General features: G+C 50.3%; 14 protein-coding genes and 6 tRNA genes. 7 read left to right on the top strand and 13 right to left on the bottom strand.

Annotated features, from left to right (window positions below):
- Window positions 1-13 precede the first annotated feature (13 nt).
- From NK662_RS03400 to NK662_RS03410, 3 genes are all read left to right on the top strand, one after another.
- On the top strand, window positions 14-961 hold the full coding sequence (locus NK662_RS03400; RefSeq protein ID WP_254757348.1) for a 1,4-dihydroxy-2-naphthoate polyprenyltransferase: 948 nt from the start codon (window positions 14-16) through the stop codon (window positions 959-961).
- A gap of 98 nt (window positions 962-1,059) precedes the next feature.
- On the top strand, window positions 1,060-1,800 hold the full coding sequence (locus tag NK662_RS03405) for a yteA family sporulation protein (protein WP_254757457.1): 741 nt from the start codon (window positions 1,060-1,062) through the stop codon (window positions 1,798-1,800).
- Window positions 1,801-1,877: 77 nt separating this feature from the next.
- Window positions 1,878-2,336 carry a TspO/MBR family protein gene (locus tag NK662_RS03410; protein WP_254757350.1) on the top strand — a complete coding sequence of 153 codons (459 nt, stop codon included), beginning with the start codon at window positions 1,878-1,880 and terminating at the stop codon, window positions 2,334-2,336.
- A 59-nt stretch (window positions 2,337-2,395) separates the two neighbouring features.
- On the opposite strand, the gene NK662_RS03415 is transcribed toward NK662_RS03410, so the two are convergent.
- Entirely contained in the window at window positions 2,396-3,373 is a 978-nt protein-coding gene (locus NK662_RS03415; RefSeq protein WP_254757352.1) for a phosphotransferase enzyme family protein, read from the bottom strand.
- Window positions 3,374-3,526: 153 nt separating this feature from the next.
- Here NK662_RS03415 and NK662_RS03420 point away from each other — a divergent pair, with 153 nt between their 5' ends.
- Window positions 3,527-4,153, top strand: a complete 627-nt coding sequence (locus NK662_RS03420) for an HAD hydrolase-like protein (protein ID WP_254757354.1) — start codon at window positions 3,527-3,529, stop codon at window positions 4,151-4,153.
- Between the two features lie 58 nt (window positions 4,154-4,211).
- On the opposite strand, the gene cspD is transcribed toward NK662_RS03420, so the two are convergent.
- Complete coding sequence (gene cspD, locus NK662_RS03425) at window positions 4,212-4,412, bottom strand: cold-shock protein CspD (RefSeq protein WP_254757356.1); 201 nt, start codon at window positions 4,410-4,412, stop codon at window positions 4,212-4,214.
- A gap of 282 nt (window positions 4,413-4,694) precedes the next feature.
- On the opposite strand from cspD, the gene NK662_RS03430 reads away from it, so the two are divergent.
- From NK662_RS03430 to NK662_RS03440, 3 genes are all read left to right on the top strand, one after another.
- The gene (locus tag NK662_RS03430) at window positions 4,695-5,474 is read left to right on the top strand and encodes a TIGR00266 family protein (RefSeq protein ID WP_254757358.1); all 780 of its coding nucleotides are present in this window, start codon (window positions 4,695-4,697) and stop codon (window positions 5,472-5,474) included.
- 63 nt (window positions 5,475-5,537) lie between these two features.
- A complete protein-coding gene (locus tag NK662_RS03435; RefSeq protein WP_254757360.1) occupies window positions 5,538-5,834 on the top strand; it encodes a hypothetical protein in 297 nt (98 codons plus the stop codon).
- Between the two features lie 120 nt (window positions 5,835-5,954).
- Complete coding sequence (locus NK662_RS03440; protein ID WP_254757362.1) at window positions 5,955-6,671, top strand: lipase family protein; 717 nt, start codon at window positions 5,955-5,957, stop codon at window positions 6,669-6,671.
- Window positions 6,672-6,714: 43 nt separating this feature from the next.
- On the opposite strand, the gene NK662_RS03445 is transcribed toward NK662_RS03440, so the two are convergent.
- From NK662_RS03445 to NK662_RS03495, 11 genes are all read right to left on the bottom strand, one after another.
- Complete coding sequence (locus NK662_RS03445; RefSeq protein WP_254757364.1) at window positions 6,715-9,126, bottom strand: glycogen/starch/alpha-glucan phosphorylase; 2,412 nt, start codon at window positions 9,124-9,126, stop codon at window positions 6,715-6,717.
- A 68-nt stretch (window positions 9,127-9,194) separates the two neighbouring features.
- Window positions 9,195-10,631, bottom strand: a complete 1,437-nt coding sequence (gene glgA / locus NK662_RS03450) for a glycogen synthase GlgA (RefSeq protein WP_254757366.1) — start codon at window positions 10,629-10,631, stop codon at window positions 9,195-9,197.
- Window positions 10,628-11,653, bottom strand: a complete 1,026-nt coding sequence (locus NK662_RS03455) for a GlgC family sugar phosphate nucleotidyltransferase (RefSeq protein WP_254757368.1) — start codon at window positions 11,651-11,653, stop codon at window positions 10,628-10,630. Before NK662_RS03455 ends, glgA begins: the two co-directional genes overlap by 4 nt.
- 18 nt (window positions 11,654-11,671) lie before the next feature.
- Window positions 11,672-12,799, bottom strand: a complete 1,128-nt coding sequence (locus tag NK662_RS03460; RefSeq protein ID WP_254757370.1) for a glucose-1-phosphate adenylyltransferase — start codon at window positions 12,797-12,799, stop codon at window positions 11,672-11,674.
- The gene (gene glgB, locus NK662_RS03465; RefSeq protein WP_254757372.1) at window positions 12,693-14,681 is read right to left on the bottom strand and encodes a 1,4-alpha-glucan branching enzyme; all 1,989 of its coding nucleotides are present in this window, start codon (window positions 14,679-14,681) and stop codon (window positions 12,693-12,695) included. Before glgB ends, NK662_RS03460 begins: the two co-directional genes overlap by 107 nt.
- A 544-nt stretch (window positions 14,682-15,225) precedes the next feature.
- A tRNA-Glu gene (locus NK662_RS03470) sits at window positions 15,226-15,297 on the bottom strand.
- A 2-nt stretch (window positions 15,298-15,299) separates the two neighbouring features.
- A tRNA-Ser gene (locus tag NK662_RS03475) sits at window positions 15,300-15,390 on the bottom strand.
- 3 nt (window positions 15,391-15,393) lie between these two features.
- Window positions 15,394-15,468: transfer RNA gene (locus tag NK662_RS03480), tRNA-Asn, on the bottom strand.
- A gap of 22 nt (window positions 15,469-15,490) precedes the next feature.
- Window positions 15,491-15,567 (bottom strand) — tRNA-Ile (locus NK662_RS03485).
- Between the two features lie 2 nt (window positions 15,568-15,569).
- Window positions 15,570-15,643 (bottom strand) — tRNA-Gly (locus tag NK662_RS03490).
- A gap of 46 nt (window positions 15,644-15,689) precedes the next feature.
- Window positions 15,690-15,765, bottom strand: a tRNA-Thr gene (locus NK662_RS03495).
- Window position 15,766 lies beyond the last annotated feature (1 nt).

Consider the following 15,766-nt stretch of genomic DNA (forward strand, 5'->3'; position numbering starts at 1 on the left):
ACGGAGGATTCTTATGGGTATAAAGGCAGAAACGAATCCCTCTTTCCCCGGTCTGAAGCCGGCCCCGCAAAAGGGACGGCGGATTTGGTGGAATTTATTGCGGCCGCATACGCTTACCGCAGCATTTGTCCCGGTATTCATCGGGACTGCCTATGCACTGATTGTATACGGGACTATTCATGTGCCCCTTTTCCTTATCATGCTTCTTGCCTGCATTCTCATACAAGCGGCAACGAACATGTTTAACGAATACTTCGATTATAAGCGCGGCTTGGACCATGAAGGCTCTGTCGGCATCGGCGGCGCGATCGTGCGCGAAGGCGTGCGGCCAAACACTGTTCTTTATCTGGCGTACAGCTTCTTCGGAGCAGCCATTTTGCTTGGCGTGTATATCTGCATGAACTCCAGCTGGTGGCTGGCTGCCATCGGCTTGGTTTGTATGGCGGTCGCTTATCTGTATACAGGCGGGCCGCTGCCGATTGCCTACACACCGTTTGGCGAACTGACAGCCGGCTTTTTCATGGGCGTTGTCATCATCGGAATCGCCTTCTTTATTCAGACAGGAGCTGTGCCGCGGGAGGTCACCCTACTATCCATCCCGTCCTCCATCCTGATTGGTGCGATTCTGTTGTCCAATAACATCCGCGACCTTGATGGCGATAGGGAGAGCGGCCGAAAAACCCTGGCAATCTTGGTGGGACAGAAGCATGCGATCATGGTGCTGGCGGGCATGTTCATCATCACCTATGCCTGGACAACAGGTTTAATTCTTTCCGGCATCGCTTCACCTTGGCTGCTTGTGACATTCTTTAGCATTCCAAAGGCCGTAAGCGCGGTAAAAGGCTTCATCGGCAAGCAGCATCCGTTGGAAATGATGCCGGCGATGGTTGCAACGGCGAAGACAAACACTATTTTCGGCTTCCTGTTCGCACTCGGCTTGCTGCTTCAATATTTGATGTAGAACACGGCTTTGGCCGTGTTTTTATTTTTGCGGCTAACGGTCTTCGAACTTGCTCATACTATGGGAGAATGACAATCCGCAAAGGGAAGGTGAACACCATGCTTTCTCAGCAGCAATTAGAGCATTTTAAGGCGATGCTCCTGAAGGACAAACAGGAGCTGGAGCAAAGCATTGAAACACACCAAAATGGAACCCGCGACGGCGAGCAGGATTCCACAAGCGAGCTGTCGATGTATGATAACCACCCGGCTGACCTCGCCACAGAGCTTTACGAGCGCGAGAAGGACTTTGGCATCATCGAATTCCGGGAAAAGCACCTCGCTGACGTAAACCATGCCTTGGAGCGTATTGAAAACGGCACATACGGCATCTGCGAAGTGTGCGGCGAAGAAATTCCGCTTGAACGCCTTGAGGCGCTGCCGACTGCCACAACGCTTGTGGAGCATACCCACAACAAGCTCAACATGGATGTGCATCCAGTGGAAGAAGAAGTGTATTCCGCCCCATTCGGCAAACATGATATGGACAATCAGCATGAAAATGTGGCCTACGATGCGGAGGACAGCTGGCAGGACGTGGCAAACTACGGCACATCCGAAACCCCGTCTGACATGGACCGCCGCAACAGCAAGCATTACAACTCCATGTATATCGAATCCGGCGATCCGCAAGGGTATGTAGAGCCGTTTGAGAACTTCATCGGCACGGATATTTACGGCAACAACCCGAAGGTATACCCGGGTGATGACCATGAACTGTATGAGGATATGATAGACGATTATGAAGAGCGCGCCTACCGCGGCGACCTGCCCGAGAATGGCTATTATCCGCGCCGCTGACAGCTAGACAAAGCATTCCTACGGGAGTGCTTTTTGTCCATTCAGCGCATATATTGGACAACAAGGAGGGGTTCATCATGCGAGTATCACCGGTTTTGCTGTTTGTCCTTATATATATGGCTTTCTTTCTCGCCAGTTGGCTGTTCCCGATTGACCGCGCCTGGTACGACGCGCTCATGAAGCCGGCTTGGACGCCGTCCGGGCGCGCCATCGGCATGATTTGGGGCTTTTTGTACGGCTTGATCGCTCTGGCTGTTATCATTGTGTATCGGAAGTACGGCCTGGAGCCGAAATCCTTCTATCTTGTCTTTTTCATCAACTATATGTTCAACCAAGCCTATTCCTATTTCCAATTTGCCAGAAAGGATTTGCTGCTTGCCACAGTCGATTGTCTGTTTGTTGCGCTGACCGCCCTCTTCCTCATCATCCTGGCCAAACGCCTGTCCGCCACTGCAGCAGTCCTGCTCCTTCCCTATTTTCTTTGGACCTCCTTCGCCACCTTCCTATCCTGGACCATTTACCGCTTAAACGCTTGAGCATGAACAGAGGACTGCCCGAGGCTCCAAGGCAGTCCTCTGTTCTTCCGAAAACCGGCTCACAAAAGGTCTTCAAATTTCACAGCTGTATAGGCTGTCCCGCACTCAATCCGCCGCCGCAAATCCTGCAGCGTATACGCCTGCCAGTCCAGCAGATTCTCTTGATCCCAATGCTGCATGAACAGCATGTATAAAAAGCCCTCGCGCAGCTTCAGAAATAAAGGAATTTGAGCCAGCATACCGGCAGTCAGTGTATGCTCTTCCCGGTATCCTGCGAAGAAACCCGCCAAAAACTTCTCCGGGAAGCCCTGATCGCCAGGGTGAACCGAAATCCCCTGCCAAATGGCATGATAATACGAAACAGCAATGTCTTGGGCAAACCAGCTGAAGGCGCAATCATCAAAGTCGAACATAGTCACCCGGCTGTTTTCCACGAAAAAATTACCCTGATGCAGGTCATTATGGATCAGCCCAAAGGTTCCGAAGGTGCGCGGCAAAGCGGCAACGCGCCGGAGGATGCCCTCATATGCCAGCCCGGCCTTTTCACTGATCGTGCTGACATAGGGAAGGGCTGTGGCATGGCTTCCATGATCAGCTTGCCAGATTGGGCGTGGCAGGCTGGCATATTGGGCGGCATTCTCTGTTGCCAGCCTGTGCATGCGCCCAACCGTTCTCCCCCAATTGCGGAATAACCCGCTGCTCCACTGGCCCCTGTCATGTACATTGACAGGGCCTCCTGGTGCGGTTTCAAAGGCTGCAGCATAGAGGACTCCCCCGTCCTCTGAGATTTCCTCCAGCAACAAGCCGCGCCGAGACAGAATGGGTGCAGCTACCCGTACACCGCCGTGCTTCAGGCTTTGTATAAAAGCCAGCTCACCCTGCAGCTCTGCCTTTTCCTTATGCCGGGAAAGGCGCAAAATACAGCTGCCCTGTTCAGTATCACAAGCATATACTTCGTTTTGGAAGCCCCCGCTCTGCTGCCGCAGATGATCTCCCCCAAACAATGCAGCCGCTTGTTGCAATTTGTCATGTCTCATATTCTCTCTCCACAGCACATATTTTGGAAATTATTTCTTGACTTCTCTTCATTGTAGCACAACAATAGACAAGAGCAGTGCGGGTTTTCCAAGAACCAGGAAGGCTTCATTGCTGTCACATAGCGGATTTTAGAGTGAAAGGAAGAGTGCAGCATGCTTCAATATGTACTGTTCGACTTCGACGGCACGCTGGCAGACTCCAAGCATGCATTCATTGCTGCCTGGAACGAGCTGGCGGAGCAGCGCGGCTATCAAAAAATTGAAATGGGCAGGCTTGAGGAATTACGCAAGCTCTCCATGCAGGAGCGCAGCAGGCAGATGGACTTTCCGCTGCATAAGCTGCCGCTTGTCATCCCGCAATTGTACCGGTTGTACCGGCGGCACGCGAAGGATGTAGAGCTGTTTGCGGGCATGCCGGAGCTGCTGGGGGAATTGAAAGCGCACGGCTGCGGAGTTGCCGTCCTGTCCTCCAATGCCCCGGAGAACATTCGCGGGCTGCTGCAAAAGCATGGCGTGGATATCCCGTTGATTTTGACGTCGAGCCTTGTCTTCGGCAAGGACCGGCTGCTGAAGCGTTTTTTAAAGGAACACGGCCTGCGGGCCTCTGAGGTTTTGTATGTGGGTGATGAGCAGCGGGATATTGCGGCATGTAAGAAGGCAGGAGTCCAAATTGCATGGGTGAGTTGGGGCTACGATGCCCATGAGGCGGTGGAAGCATCCAAACCGGATTATATCGCCCATGAGCCTGCTGATCTTCTGCAGATCTGCCGGAATCTCTAGGAAGCTCTCTATCTAGTAAAAAAGACATCTCACAAGTGAGATGTCTTTCTATATCTGCTTACTTCTTAACTACGTTAGCAGCTTGAGGTCCGCGGTTGCCTTCTACTACTTCGAAAGTAACTTCTTGACCTTCTTCTAGAGTTTTGAAGCCGTCGCCTTGGATTGCAGAGAAGTGTACGAATACGTCGTTTCCACCTTCAGTTTGGATGAAGCCGTATCCTTTTTCGCTGTTGAACCATTTTACTTTACCTGCTTGCATTGTCTTACCTCCTAATATTGAACAAAAAAGTGAAACTATTTACTCTACATACTGAAGAGGGAGATAAAGATCGTCTAACATACGCGAAGACACTTCGTCCAAGGACTTGCTTTATTCCGTACCAAGATATGCAGTTCAATAGTAACCTTACTATAGCATGCAGACAAGGGATTCGTCAAACCTAAACTTCCCATATTCTTTGGAAAAATTGACAGAAACGCCATGTTCCTGCAATGATTTTCCCTATATAATGGAAGCATTACATACAAATGGGGTGAAGCTATGAAAGCGCATGAAATTGAATACCAGCTCTTTGGCGACGACATGCAATTCGTCGAGGTGGCGCTGGATCCGGGTGAAAGTGTAGTAGCCGAAGCAGGCGCTATGATGATGATGGAGGAAGGCATTGAAATGGAAACCATTTTTGGTGACGGTGCCGGCCAGAAAGGGCTGTTCGGCAAGCTGATTGGCGCCGGCAAGCGCATGGTGACCGGTGAAAGCCTGTTCATGACCGTATTTACGAACACAAGCGGCCAAAAGCGGCATGTCTCCTTTGCAGCCTCGTATCCTGGTAAAATCGTACCAGTTGATCTGCGGGAATATGGCGAGAAAATCATTTGCCAGAAGGATGCGTTCCTCTGTGCCGCCAAGGGTGTCTCTGTCGGGGTGGAATTTACGAAAAAGCTCGGTGCGGGCTTCTTCGGCGGCGAAGGCTTTATCATGCAAAAGCTTGAAGGTGACGGACTTGCCTTTATGCATGCCGGCGGCACCATTTATAAACGCGAGCTGCAGCCGGGTGAACGGCTCCGCGTCGATACAGGCTGCCTCGTAGCCATGACAAAGGATGTGCACTATGACATCCAATTTGTCGGCAATGTCAAAACAGCCCTCTTTGGCGGCGAAGGCTTGTTCTTTGCGACATTGTCAGGACCGGGCACGGTTTGGATTCAATCCTTGACGCTCAGCCGTTTGGCACAGCGGATTGCCGGTGCAGGAGGCGTGCGGCAGGAGGAAGGCAGCATCCTCGGCGGCATCGGCCGTCTTCTGGATGGCAACGACTAAGCATGGCAGGTGCAGGAGCTGGCTTTTTAAGGGCCGGCTCCTGATTTGCAAAGGAGCCTTCGTATGAATCTTTCAATGCCCATAGGAACATCTCTCATCGCAGGCATATTGGGTGCCATTGCCCTGTACTTTGCCTTCTCCAGGATGCCGGAGCAGTTTTACAGGGAAACAAATGAAAGCGCTGATGCAACTGGCTTCTTTATTATGGCCGGCTGGCTGTTTGCGGGATTGCATAAGCTCTATAGACTGCTGCTCCCGAAGCACCATTCCTCCGCTCTGCGGTTGACAATGCTTATTGCCGGCTTGGCCTTCCTCTCCATGGCAGTCGGAGTGTGGTTTCTTCCTCCCAGCTTCTCATAAGGCTTGGCGCCAGCGCCGGGCTTTTTTGGCGTACGCCCGCACGGGGACACCGCCGGCGCATGAATCAAGCTTTCCTCCTCATATATTGCAGGGTAGACGAAAAACCAAGGAGGATCTCCTATGGCGACAACGAAAGAGCTGGCCCTGCTTTCAGCGGACTGCTGCATCCTCGCTTATACACAATATCAGCAAAACGGCATTTTCCCTCTCCCTGACGGCTTCGGTCTCGTGCAGGGCTTTCAGGCGAAAGCCATCGACACCATTACTTGGTTCGGCTTTATCCTGGAGTCGGACCAGTACGTAATTGTAGCATTCCGCGGCACACAATCCGATCCGGACTGGATTGCTGACTCCCTTATCAATCAACGCGAATACCCATATACTGCGAACAGCGGATTTGTACATAACGGCTTTCTCTCTATCTATGAATCCTGCCGGGATTCCATTATGGAAAGCCTTGTTCATCTCCCCGCTGACAAGACACTTCTCGTTACAGGGCACAGCCTGGGCGGCGCCCTGGCTGTCCTGCATGCTTTGGATGCTCGTGTGAACACAAAGTTCAAGGATTATATTATGTTCAATTTCGGCGCCCCTAAAGTCGGCGACATCGCCTTTCGCAACTATTATAACCTGCAGGTGGCCAACAGCACCCGCCTGGTTAACTTGTTTGATATCGTTCCGCTGCTGCCTCCGCGCAAGATTCTGCTGGAACAAATTGAAGCACAGTGGGAATACTTCCACGTCAACCGCGTTATCACCTTTGCGGCAAACCAAGGCTCCATTATCAAAAACCATGAAATTTTTACATACCGGTCGGAGGTGGAGAAATGGAGATGAGCCCAGTTGAAAAGGAGCACCTAAGCAGGCGCTCCTTTTCTTGTTATCTATACAATTGTATGGGCTGGATCCCCCAGATTTCGTTTGCATACTGCTGAATCGTACGGTCGCTGGTGAAGTAGCCGGATTTCGCCACGTTTGCAATGCTCATCTCCAGCCAGCGCTGCCGGTTCTGATAGGCCCGGCCCACCTCCTCCTGGATATCCACATATGGCGCAAAGTCGCGCAGCACAAAATATTCATCGTTTTGTATAATGAGAGAATCATAAATCGTTTCGAATTCTTCCGCGTCCGCATTCGGAAAGAAGCCATTTACCAGCTGATCCACAACCTTCTTGATGCGCTTATCATGATGGTAGTAATCACTGGAGCGGTAGCCGCCGTTTTGGTAGTACCGCAGCACCTCCTCCGCTGTCAAACCGAAGATGAAAGCATTTTCCGCACCTGCCTCATCCCGGATTTCCACGTTTGCGCCATCCAGTGTGCCAACCGTGACGGCTCCATTCATCATGAACTTCATATTGCCTGTGCCGGAAGCTTCCTTGCTTGCCGTGGAAATTTGCTCACTCACATCGGCGGCCGGAAAGATTTCCTCCGCCAGCGACACCCGGTAATTTTCCAGGAAAATGACCTTCAGCCGGTCGCGCGTCTGCGGATCATGGTTTACCTTCTCCGCCAGCTCATTCATGAGTTTAATAATCTTTTTTGCATAATAATAGCCAGGGGACGCCTTGGCGCCAAAGATGAAGGTGCGCGGATGAATGGTGTAGCCCCCGTCCTCCTTCAAGCGGTTGTACAGGTGCATGATATGCAAAACATTGAGCAGCTGCCGTTTATACGCATGAAGACGCTTGACCTGCACATCAAAAATCGAGTTTGTGTCCACACGGATGCCGGTTTGCTCTTCAATCCGTTTGGCCAGCAGCTCTTTCCGGAATTGCTTCACCCGGAAGAAGCGCTCTTGAAATGCCGGGTCTCCCTTATATGCCAGCAAGTCCTGCAGCTTTGCCGGATCATGAATCCATCCCGTTCCAATCGTATCCGCGATCAGCCCGGACAATTCCGGATTTGACTTTAACAGCCAGCGCCGATGCGTGATGCCGTTTGTCTTATTATTGAATCGGTCTGGATAAAATTCGTAAAAGAGCCGCATTTCCCGCTGCTTTAGAATCTCTGTATGAATGTGTGCCACCCCGTTGATGCTGTGGCTGCCGGCAATTGCCAGGTGCGCCATTTTCACCAGCCCGTGGGCAATAATAGCCATATCCTCGATGCGTTTCCAATCATATGTGTAACGATCCCAAAGCTCCCGGCAAAAGCGTTCATTGATTTCCTCTACAATCATGTAGATGCGCGGCAGCAGGGGCTGGAAAATGCGGATGGGCCATTTCTCCAAAGCCTCGGACAGGGTCGTATGATTGGTGTAGGAAATGGTTTGGACTGTAATATGCCAAGCATCCTCCCAGCTCATTTTTTCCTCATCGAGCAAAATGCGCATCAACTCGGGAATGGCCAGCACCGGATGCGTGTCATTGATATGGATTGCTATTTTCTCATGCAGATTGCGAAGTGAGCCGTTCCGTTCCCGGTGCTGCTTGACAATATTTTGCAGGCTTGCGGACACAAGGAAATATTGCTGCTTCAGGCGCAGAATTTTCCCCTCATCATGTGTGTCATCCGGATACAGGAATTCGGAGACTGCTTCCGTCTCGCGCTTATAGTCCAGCACGTTCTTTTGATTTGGCGGAAAGGGCAGCGGCTCTGCATTCCAAAGACGGAGCGTATTGACTGCCACCGCCTCGTATCCGACAACTGGAATATCGTACGGCACAGCCATAATGGCTTCACTGTTGATATGCCGGAATTCCAGACGGTCACCTGACCGAAGCGATTCTACGCTGCCCCAAAAGTGCACCTCCACCGCCTGGTCGTGCCGGCGCACTTCCCAAACATTGCCGTGGCGCAGCCACTGCTCCGGGAGCTCAACCTGATAGCCGTCCACAATTTTTTGGTCGAATAAGCCGTGCTTGTAGCGGATGCCGCAGCCATGGCCCGGCAGGCTCAAGGATGCCAGAGAATCCAAAAAGCAGGCTGCGAGGCGGCCGAGGCCGCCGTTTCCCAAGCCCGCGTCAGCCTCACTTTCCTCCAAGTCCTGCAGGTCAATGCCAAGGTCGCGCAGCCCTGCTTCGCACACTTCATGAATGCCCAGGTTCAGCAGATTGCTGCCAAGCAGACGCCCCAGCAGAAATTCAATAGACAGATAGTATACCTGTTTATTATTATCCGTCCGGTTCTTCTCATTGGTTGCAATCCAACGCGAACTGATATGCTCCCGCACCATATGGCCCAGAGTGTGGTATTGGTCCCGGGCGGTCGAGTCACGGAAGCTCTTGCCATACATTGTCTCCAGCTTCTCCAAAAATGCCGCTTTAAAGCGCTCTACACTGGTGAACATCTTCTTCCCCCTTACGAAAAACGAACACGGTCTCCTTCTATTCCTCTGGCCGTGTTCGTTCCTCTGTGTTATGCGTTTCCTGTCAATTGCTCATATAACTCTTTATACTGCAGGGCTGACTGCCTCCAGCTGTAATCCTGTTTCATGGCCCGCTGCACAAGCGCTTCCCATGCTTCTGTATCATGATATACCTGAACAGCCCTGTGAATTGTATGGAGCATGTCATGCGCATTGAAGCTCGTGAAGCTAAAGCCATTCCCCTCGCCTGTCACTTCATTGTAGGCTTGCACCGTATCATTTAAGCCGCCGGTTTCCCGTACAATCGGAAGAGTTCCATACTGCAGGGCAATCAGCTGTCCCAGTCCGCATGGCTCAAACAGCGACGGCATCAGGAACAGGTCAGAGCCTGCGTATACCTGATGAGCCAGTGCTTCGTTAAAGCCGATGAATACTCTTACCTGATCAGGATATTGGTCAGCCATTTCCCGTAGGAAGTATTCATACTCCGCATTACCCGAGCCAACGATCACCAACTGCACATCCTCTTGCATAATGTCGTGAAACACATGGCGTACTAAGTCAATTCCCTTTTGCGCAGTCAAACGGGTGACCATGGAAATGACAGGCACATCCGCGCGTTCCGGCAAACCGAAGTGCCGCTGCAATGCATACTTATTTCGCTGCTTTTGCTCCAGGCTGTCCTCATCATATGTCACTTCAATTTCCTTGTCTGTGCGCGGATTATAGAAGGTATCATCAATGCCGTTGACAATACCGACCAGTTTATCCTTGTGCTTGCGCAGCAAGCCATCCAGCTTCTCGCCAAAATACGGATACTGGATTTCTTCCTTATATGTAGGGCTCACGGCAGTGATTGCGTCTGATGCAACGATGCCGCCCTTCATGAAGTTGACGCAATCGTAAAATTCCAGCCGTTCACTGGTGAAATGCTCATATCCCAGGCTCAGCAGGTCATGCATAACCTCCTGCGGGAAGATTCCCTGAAATTGCAGGTTATGAATCGTAAAGGCGGTTTTGATATTCTCATACGGTTCATGCTGCGCATACTGTGCCCGCAGCAGGTAGTTGGCCATGGCTGTATGCCAATCATGGCAATGCAGCACATCCGGCACAAAATCCAAATAGGAAATCGCCTCCAGCACAGCCTTGGAGAAGAAGGAGAAGCGCTCTCCATCATCATAGTGGCCGTACAGGGAATCCCGCTTAAAGTAATACTCGTTATCAAGGAAATAGTAGATAATCCCCTCACGCTCAAGCCTCCAGATGCCGCAATACTGCTTGCGCCAGCCAACCGGCACTGTAAGTACCGCATGCAGCTCAGCCTCGGCCAGGTATTGTTCAGGGATCAATGCATATTTCGGAAGCATAACCCGGACCTCGAGTCCAAGCCGCTTCAGTTCCTTCGGGAGTGCGCCCGCCACGTCCGCCAAGCCGCCGGACTTAATGAACGGCACACATTCCGAAACTGCAAATAAAATATTCACGATTTCATCAGCGCTCCTTGTACCATTCCTTTTTGAACAACGTATGGTGCTTCTGGTGTTCCAATCAGCACTGTGCCATCCTCAATCTTCACATCTTTATCCAAAATCACGTGCTCCAGTATACAGTTATTCCCAATTTGACTCTTTTGCATAACGATGCTGCCGCGAATGACTGTACCGGCACCAACCTTTACCGCCCGGAATACAATACTGCCCTCCACTGTCCCCTCAATGATGCTGCCATTGGCGATTATCGCATTCCGCACCTTGGAGCAGCTCCGGTAGCGTGCTGGCGGTTCATCCTTGACCTTCGTGAACACAGGCGCCTGCGGCTGAAATACCTGCTGCCACACCTCCGGCCGCAGCAAATCCATGCTTCTGGAATAGTAGCTGTCAATGGAGTCAATGACAGCCGTATAGCCGGTGAACTCGTAAGAATGGATATGCATTTCATGACGCTTCTCCATAATAATATCGCACAGCTTATAATAGCCCTGATCTTTATACTGCTCGAACAGACTCATAAGCAGCTGCTTTTTCAAAATGTATGTTTGCAGGGAACGCCCCGCATGCTGTACTTCCGTAATATCCGCACCCGTAGCGATGTGGCGGTGCAGAATCGGTTTGAAATTCATGGCCACTATGATATTTGCATTCGTAACCACCACATATTCCTGGCGGCTGCGTTTAAAATAATCATAGTTTCTCGCAAGATGACTGAAGGAGCCAAACTCCTCCTCCTCGAGCTGGCAGTTCGGGGTAAAGACAAATAATCCATCGCGCTTGCGGTCCAAGTCCCATTGCTTGCCGGAGCCGAGATGGTCCATTAATGAGCGGTTTTCATAACCGGTGAAGATTGCCACGCTCTGAATGCCAGAGTGAACCATGTTTGACAGCATAAAGTCGATGAGACGGTAGCGGCCGCCGAACGGGAGCGCAGCCAGTGAACGGTGCGCCGTTACATTTCCCAAAGAAGTAAAATCATTTGTTGCGTTAATAATCCCCAGCATGGACTCATTCATATCTCTTTACTCCCCTTTTTAATTTTCCTCAGCAACGAGAATGACATCTTCATAGTGTTTCAACGGACGTACAACCGCACCGTCTTCAATGACCATCCCGGAAGCCACAATAGCCCGTTCGATGGTGACATTCTTACCAATTCGCGCATCTGGCATGACCACCGAATCTTTAATAACGGTTCCTTCCCCGACTGATACCCCTTGGAACAGTACAGAGTGCTGCACCCGTCCTTCTACAATGCAGCCTTCGTTGATTAATGATTCCTCCACCTCCGCGCAAGGTGCAATGTATTGCGGCGGCTGATTCGGATTCACGGAATAGATGCGCCATTCCCGGTCATACATATCCAGTGTAGAGTCATCCTTCAGCAAATCCATGTTCGCTTCCCACAGGCTCTTCACTGTGCCGACATCCTTCCAATATCCCTGGAACGGATAAGCCACAAGCTTTTTGTTCTCCTCCAGCAGCATAGGAATAACATCCTTGCCGAAGTCATTGCTGGACTCTGGATTCCGCGCATCCATCTCCAGGAATTCCTTAAGGATGGACCATTTGAAGATGTAAATTCCCATGGATGCAAGATTGCTTTTTGGGAATTGCGGCTTCTCATCAAATTCCACAATATCCATATCCTCATTTGTATTCATAATGCCAAAGCGGCTTGCTTCCTCCCATGGCACCTCAATGACAGAGATGGACACGTCAGCATCCCGTTCAATGTGATAATCAAGCATGTCAGCATAGTCCATCTTATAAATATGGTCGCCGGAAAGAATCAATACGTATTCCGGGTCATATTGCCGTAAATAACTCATGTTCTGATAAATGGCGCTGGCTGTTCCTGTATACCACTTCAAACCGGAAGACTCCGCATATGGCGGCAATACTGTTACACCTCCATTTTTACGGTCCAGATCCCATGCGCTCCCGATTCCGATATAGGAGTTCAGTACAAGCGGCTCATATTGTGTCAGTACGCCGACCGTTTCAATTCCGGAGTTTGTGCAATTGCTGAGCGCAAAATCAATGATGCGGTACTTACCCCCGAACGGCACCGCCGGCTTTGCCAGATTCTTCGTTAATGAGCTGAGACGGCTCCCTTTTCCCCCGGCCAGCAGCATTGCTACGCACTTTTTCTTCCCCATTTGTCTTGTTCCCCTTTCGCGTTTTCACTGGTCTTAGGATGCTGACGCCAAACGGCGGTATTGTCATTTCCACATATGAAGGCTGATTATGGTACGGCTCATTGGTTGCCATCAGCCGCTTCTTGTTCACCTGGCCGGAACCGCCGTACACAGCAGCGTCACTATTCAGAATTTCAGTATATGTGCTGCAGGTCGGCACCCCGACTTTGTAGCCGTGATAGACATGCTCGGTGAAATTGCACACCACAATAAGCAAATCATCCTCCTGCTTGCCTCTCCGGATAAAGGAGAAAATGCTCTGATGATGATTGTCGGCATCAATCCATTGGAAGCCTTCCGTGCTGTGATCCAGCTGCCACAGCGGCTTTAAGCGCTTATACAGAGCGGACAGTTCCTGAAAGTATTCCTGCATAAGCCGGTGCATCTCAAACTCTTGCAGTCCCCAATCCAGCTGCTCCATATCCTTCCATTCATCAAACTGGCCGAACTCTCCGCCCATGAACAAGAGCTTCTTGCCCGGATGCGCCATCAGATAGCCATATAACAGGCGCAATTGGGCAAACTTGCGCCAATAGTCGCCCGGCATTTTGTTCAACAGCGATTTCTTGCCATGGACCACCTCATCGTGAGAAAGCGGCAGGACAAAGTTCTCGGAATGGGCATACAGCAGAGAAAATGTAATTTTGTCATGAATGTGCTTGCGGTACTCAGGAGCGCATTCCATGTACTTCAGCACGTCATTCATCCATCCCATGTTCCACTTATAATTGAAGCCCAGTCCGCCCTCATATGCAGGGGCTGTGACCAGCGGCCAATCCGTAGAATCCTCGGCAATCATAAGGACCTGCGGGTCTGCAGCAAACACAGCTTCATTCAGCTTCTGCAAAAAGGCAACTGCATGCCCATTCTTTTGGAATACGCCGCCGGGGCTCCAGTACAGCATGTTTGCTACTGCATCCACGCGGAACCCGTCAATGTGATAATACTTCATCCAAAACAGCGCATTGGAAATGAGGAAGCTGCACACTTCCGGCTTGCCAAGGTCAAAGTTGGCCGTTCCCCACACCGGGTTCTCACGCACGGCCAAGTCTTGATATTCATAAACCGGTTCGCCGTCAAACAGGTACAGGCCGTGTGCATCTTTGCAATAGTGGCCCGGCACCCAGTCCAGCAAGACACCGATGCCATACTGATGGCACTGGTCTACAAAGTACATGAAATCTTCCGGCGTGCCGTAACGGCTCGTCGGTGCATAGTAGCCTGTTCCCTGATAGCCCCAGGAACGGTCATATGGATGCTCAATCAGCGGCATAACTTCAATATGGGTAAAGTGATGCTGTAAAATATAAGGAATAAGTTCATCGGCCATTTCCCGGTAGGAATAAAATGAGCCATCTTCTTTCTTCTTCCAGGAACCAAAATGCAATTCATAAATTGCCAGCGGCTCCTCGTATACACTCTTCCGCTTTTTGTTGCGCATCCATTTTTGATCGTTCCACTTGTAGCTGGTGATATCATATACAACAGAAGCGGTGTGCGGCCTCAGTTCTGCAAATCGCGCGTACGGATCTGCCTTTAAGAGCCTGCTTCCGCTCTGCGTATGGATTTCATACTTGTACAGTTCACCTTCCTGAATCCCTGGAATGAACAGAGTCCAGCTGCCATGGTCCTCCAGGCGCTGCATCATATGCTGTTCACCATTCCATGCATTAAAGTTGCCGACAATGCTGACTGACACTGCATGGGGAGCCCAAACAGAAAAACGAGTGCCCTTGACTCCATCTTCTGTTGTTACATGTGCGCCAAAGGTTTGATAGCTTTCATACAAGCTGCCTTCATGGAACAGATGCAACTCATAATCTGTAGGATGGGTTACAACCACAATTTTCACCTCACAAATACACAGAATTTCAACTCACTTAATACTATTCTACAAAAGACATATAAATCCTTGTTGAATTATAAAAACATACGGTTTTACTTCACAAAGTGTACATATAACAGAGTGTTTCGACATAAAATATCATTTTCTGACGAACATTCTAATGAAAGCGTTTGTATTTAGAAATAACGTTAACACTTTTTCCTTTTTGAACAGATATAATATGTCCCATTACTTCCGATTATTAGGAATAATGTCGAAGAATTCCTATTACTGCAGGCTCAACATACTATTACTGAAAATACTTCTTTCCAAAGGAATAAAAACAGACACAAAATTTTCACATTTAGAGACAGGAAGGAATTTTTATTTACAAGGAGAAGCAGATGAAGTATAGCGAAGATAGAGCTGCTGCAGGACAAGCAGGAGGCTGTCCCTTTAGACTGAAGAAATGGATATAAGCCAGCCGGCAGGAAAGCTGGCACATGCTAAAGAGGAGAAAACATGAAAATCCCCAGCAGATGATTCTGCTGGGGATTTTGTATGACCCGTACGGGATTCGAACCCGTGTTACCGCCGTGAAAGGGCGGTGTCTTAACCGCTTGACCAACGGGCCAATGGCAGAGAAGAAGGGATTCGAACCCTCGCGCCGGTATCCCGACCTACTCCCTTAGCAGGGGAGCCCCTTGAGCCACTTGGGTACTTCTCTGTATGGCTCCGCAAGTAGGATTCGAACCTACGACCTATCGGTTAACAGCCGATTGCTCTACCGCTGAGCTATTGCGGAATGATTATGCAAATATATAATATGGTGGGCCTAAATGGACTCGAACCATCGACCTCACGCTTATCAGGCGTGCGCTCTAACCAGCTGAGCTATAGGCCCATTGGAGCGGGTGATGAGAATCGAACTCACGACCAGAGCTTGGAAGGCTCTTGTTTTACCACTAAACTACACCCGCATATAGTAAGGAAGCCTCTTTAAGGAGACTGTTTCCAAAATATCAATGGTGCCGGCTAGAGGACTTGAACCCCCAACCTACTGATTACAAGTCAGTTGCTCTACCAATTGAGCTAAGCCGGCA

Origin of the sequence: Ectobacillus ponti, assembly GCF_024294785.1 — a bacterium.
GTDB lineage: Bacteria > Bacillota > Bacilli > Bacillales > Bacillaceae_G > Ectobacillus > Ectobacillus ponti.

What these genes read in the sequence shown, in the direction of transcription:
- NK662_RS03400 (WP_254757348.1), top strand. Translation starts at nt 14, where the DNA reads ATGGGTATAAAGGCAGAAACGAATCCCTCTTTCCCCGGTCTGAAGCCG.
- NK662_RS03405 (WP_254757457.1), top strand. Translation starts at nt 1,060, where the DNA reads ATGCTTTCTCAGCAGCAATTAGAGCATTTTAAGGCGATGCTCCTGAAG.
- NK662_RS03410 (WP_254757350.1), top strand. Translation starts at nt 1,878, where the DNA reads ATGCGAGTATCACCGGTTTTGCTGTTTGTCCTTATATATATGGCTTTC.
- NK662_RS03415 (WP_254757352.1), bottom strand. Translation starts at nt 3,373, where the DNA reads ATGAGACATGACAAATTGCAACAAGCGGCTGCATTGTTTGGGGGAGAT.
- NK662_RS03420 (WP_254757354.1), top strand. Translation starts at nt 3,527, where the DNA reads ATGCTTCAATATGTACTGTTCGACTTCGACGGCACGCTGGCAGACTCC.
- cspD (WP_254757356.1), bottom strand. Translation starts at nt 4,412, where the DNA reads ATGCAAGCAGGTAAAGTAAAATGGTTCAACAGCGAAAAAGGATACGGC.
- NK662_RS03430 (WP_254757358.1), top strand. Translation starts at nt 4,695, where the DNA reads ATGAAAGCGCATGAAATTGAATACCAGCTCTTTGGCGACGACATGCAA.
- NK662_RS03435 (WP_254757360.1), top strand. Translation starts at nt 5,538, where the DNA reads ATGAATCTTTCAATGCCCATAGGAACATCTCTCATCGCAGGCATATTG.
- NK662_RS03440 (WP_254757362.1), top strand. Translation starts at nt 5,955, where the DNA reads ATGGCGACAACGAAAGAGCTGGCCCTGCTTTCAGCGGACTGCTGCATC.
- NK662_RS03445 (WP_254757364.1), bottom strand. Translation starts at nt 9,126, where the DNA reads ATGTTCACCAGTGTAGAGCGCTTTAAAGCGGCATTTTTGGAGAAGCTG.
- NK662_RS03455 (WP_254757368.1), bottom strand. Translation starts at nt 11,653, where the DNA reads ATGAATGAGTCCATGCTGGGGATTATTAACGCAACAAATGATTTTACT.
- NK662_RS03460 (WP_254757370.1), bottom strand. Translation starts at nt 12,799, where the DNA reads ATGGGGAAGAAAAAGTGCGTAGCAATGCTGCTGGCCGGGGGAAAAGGG.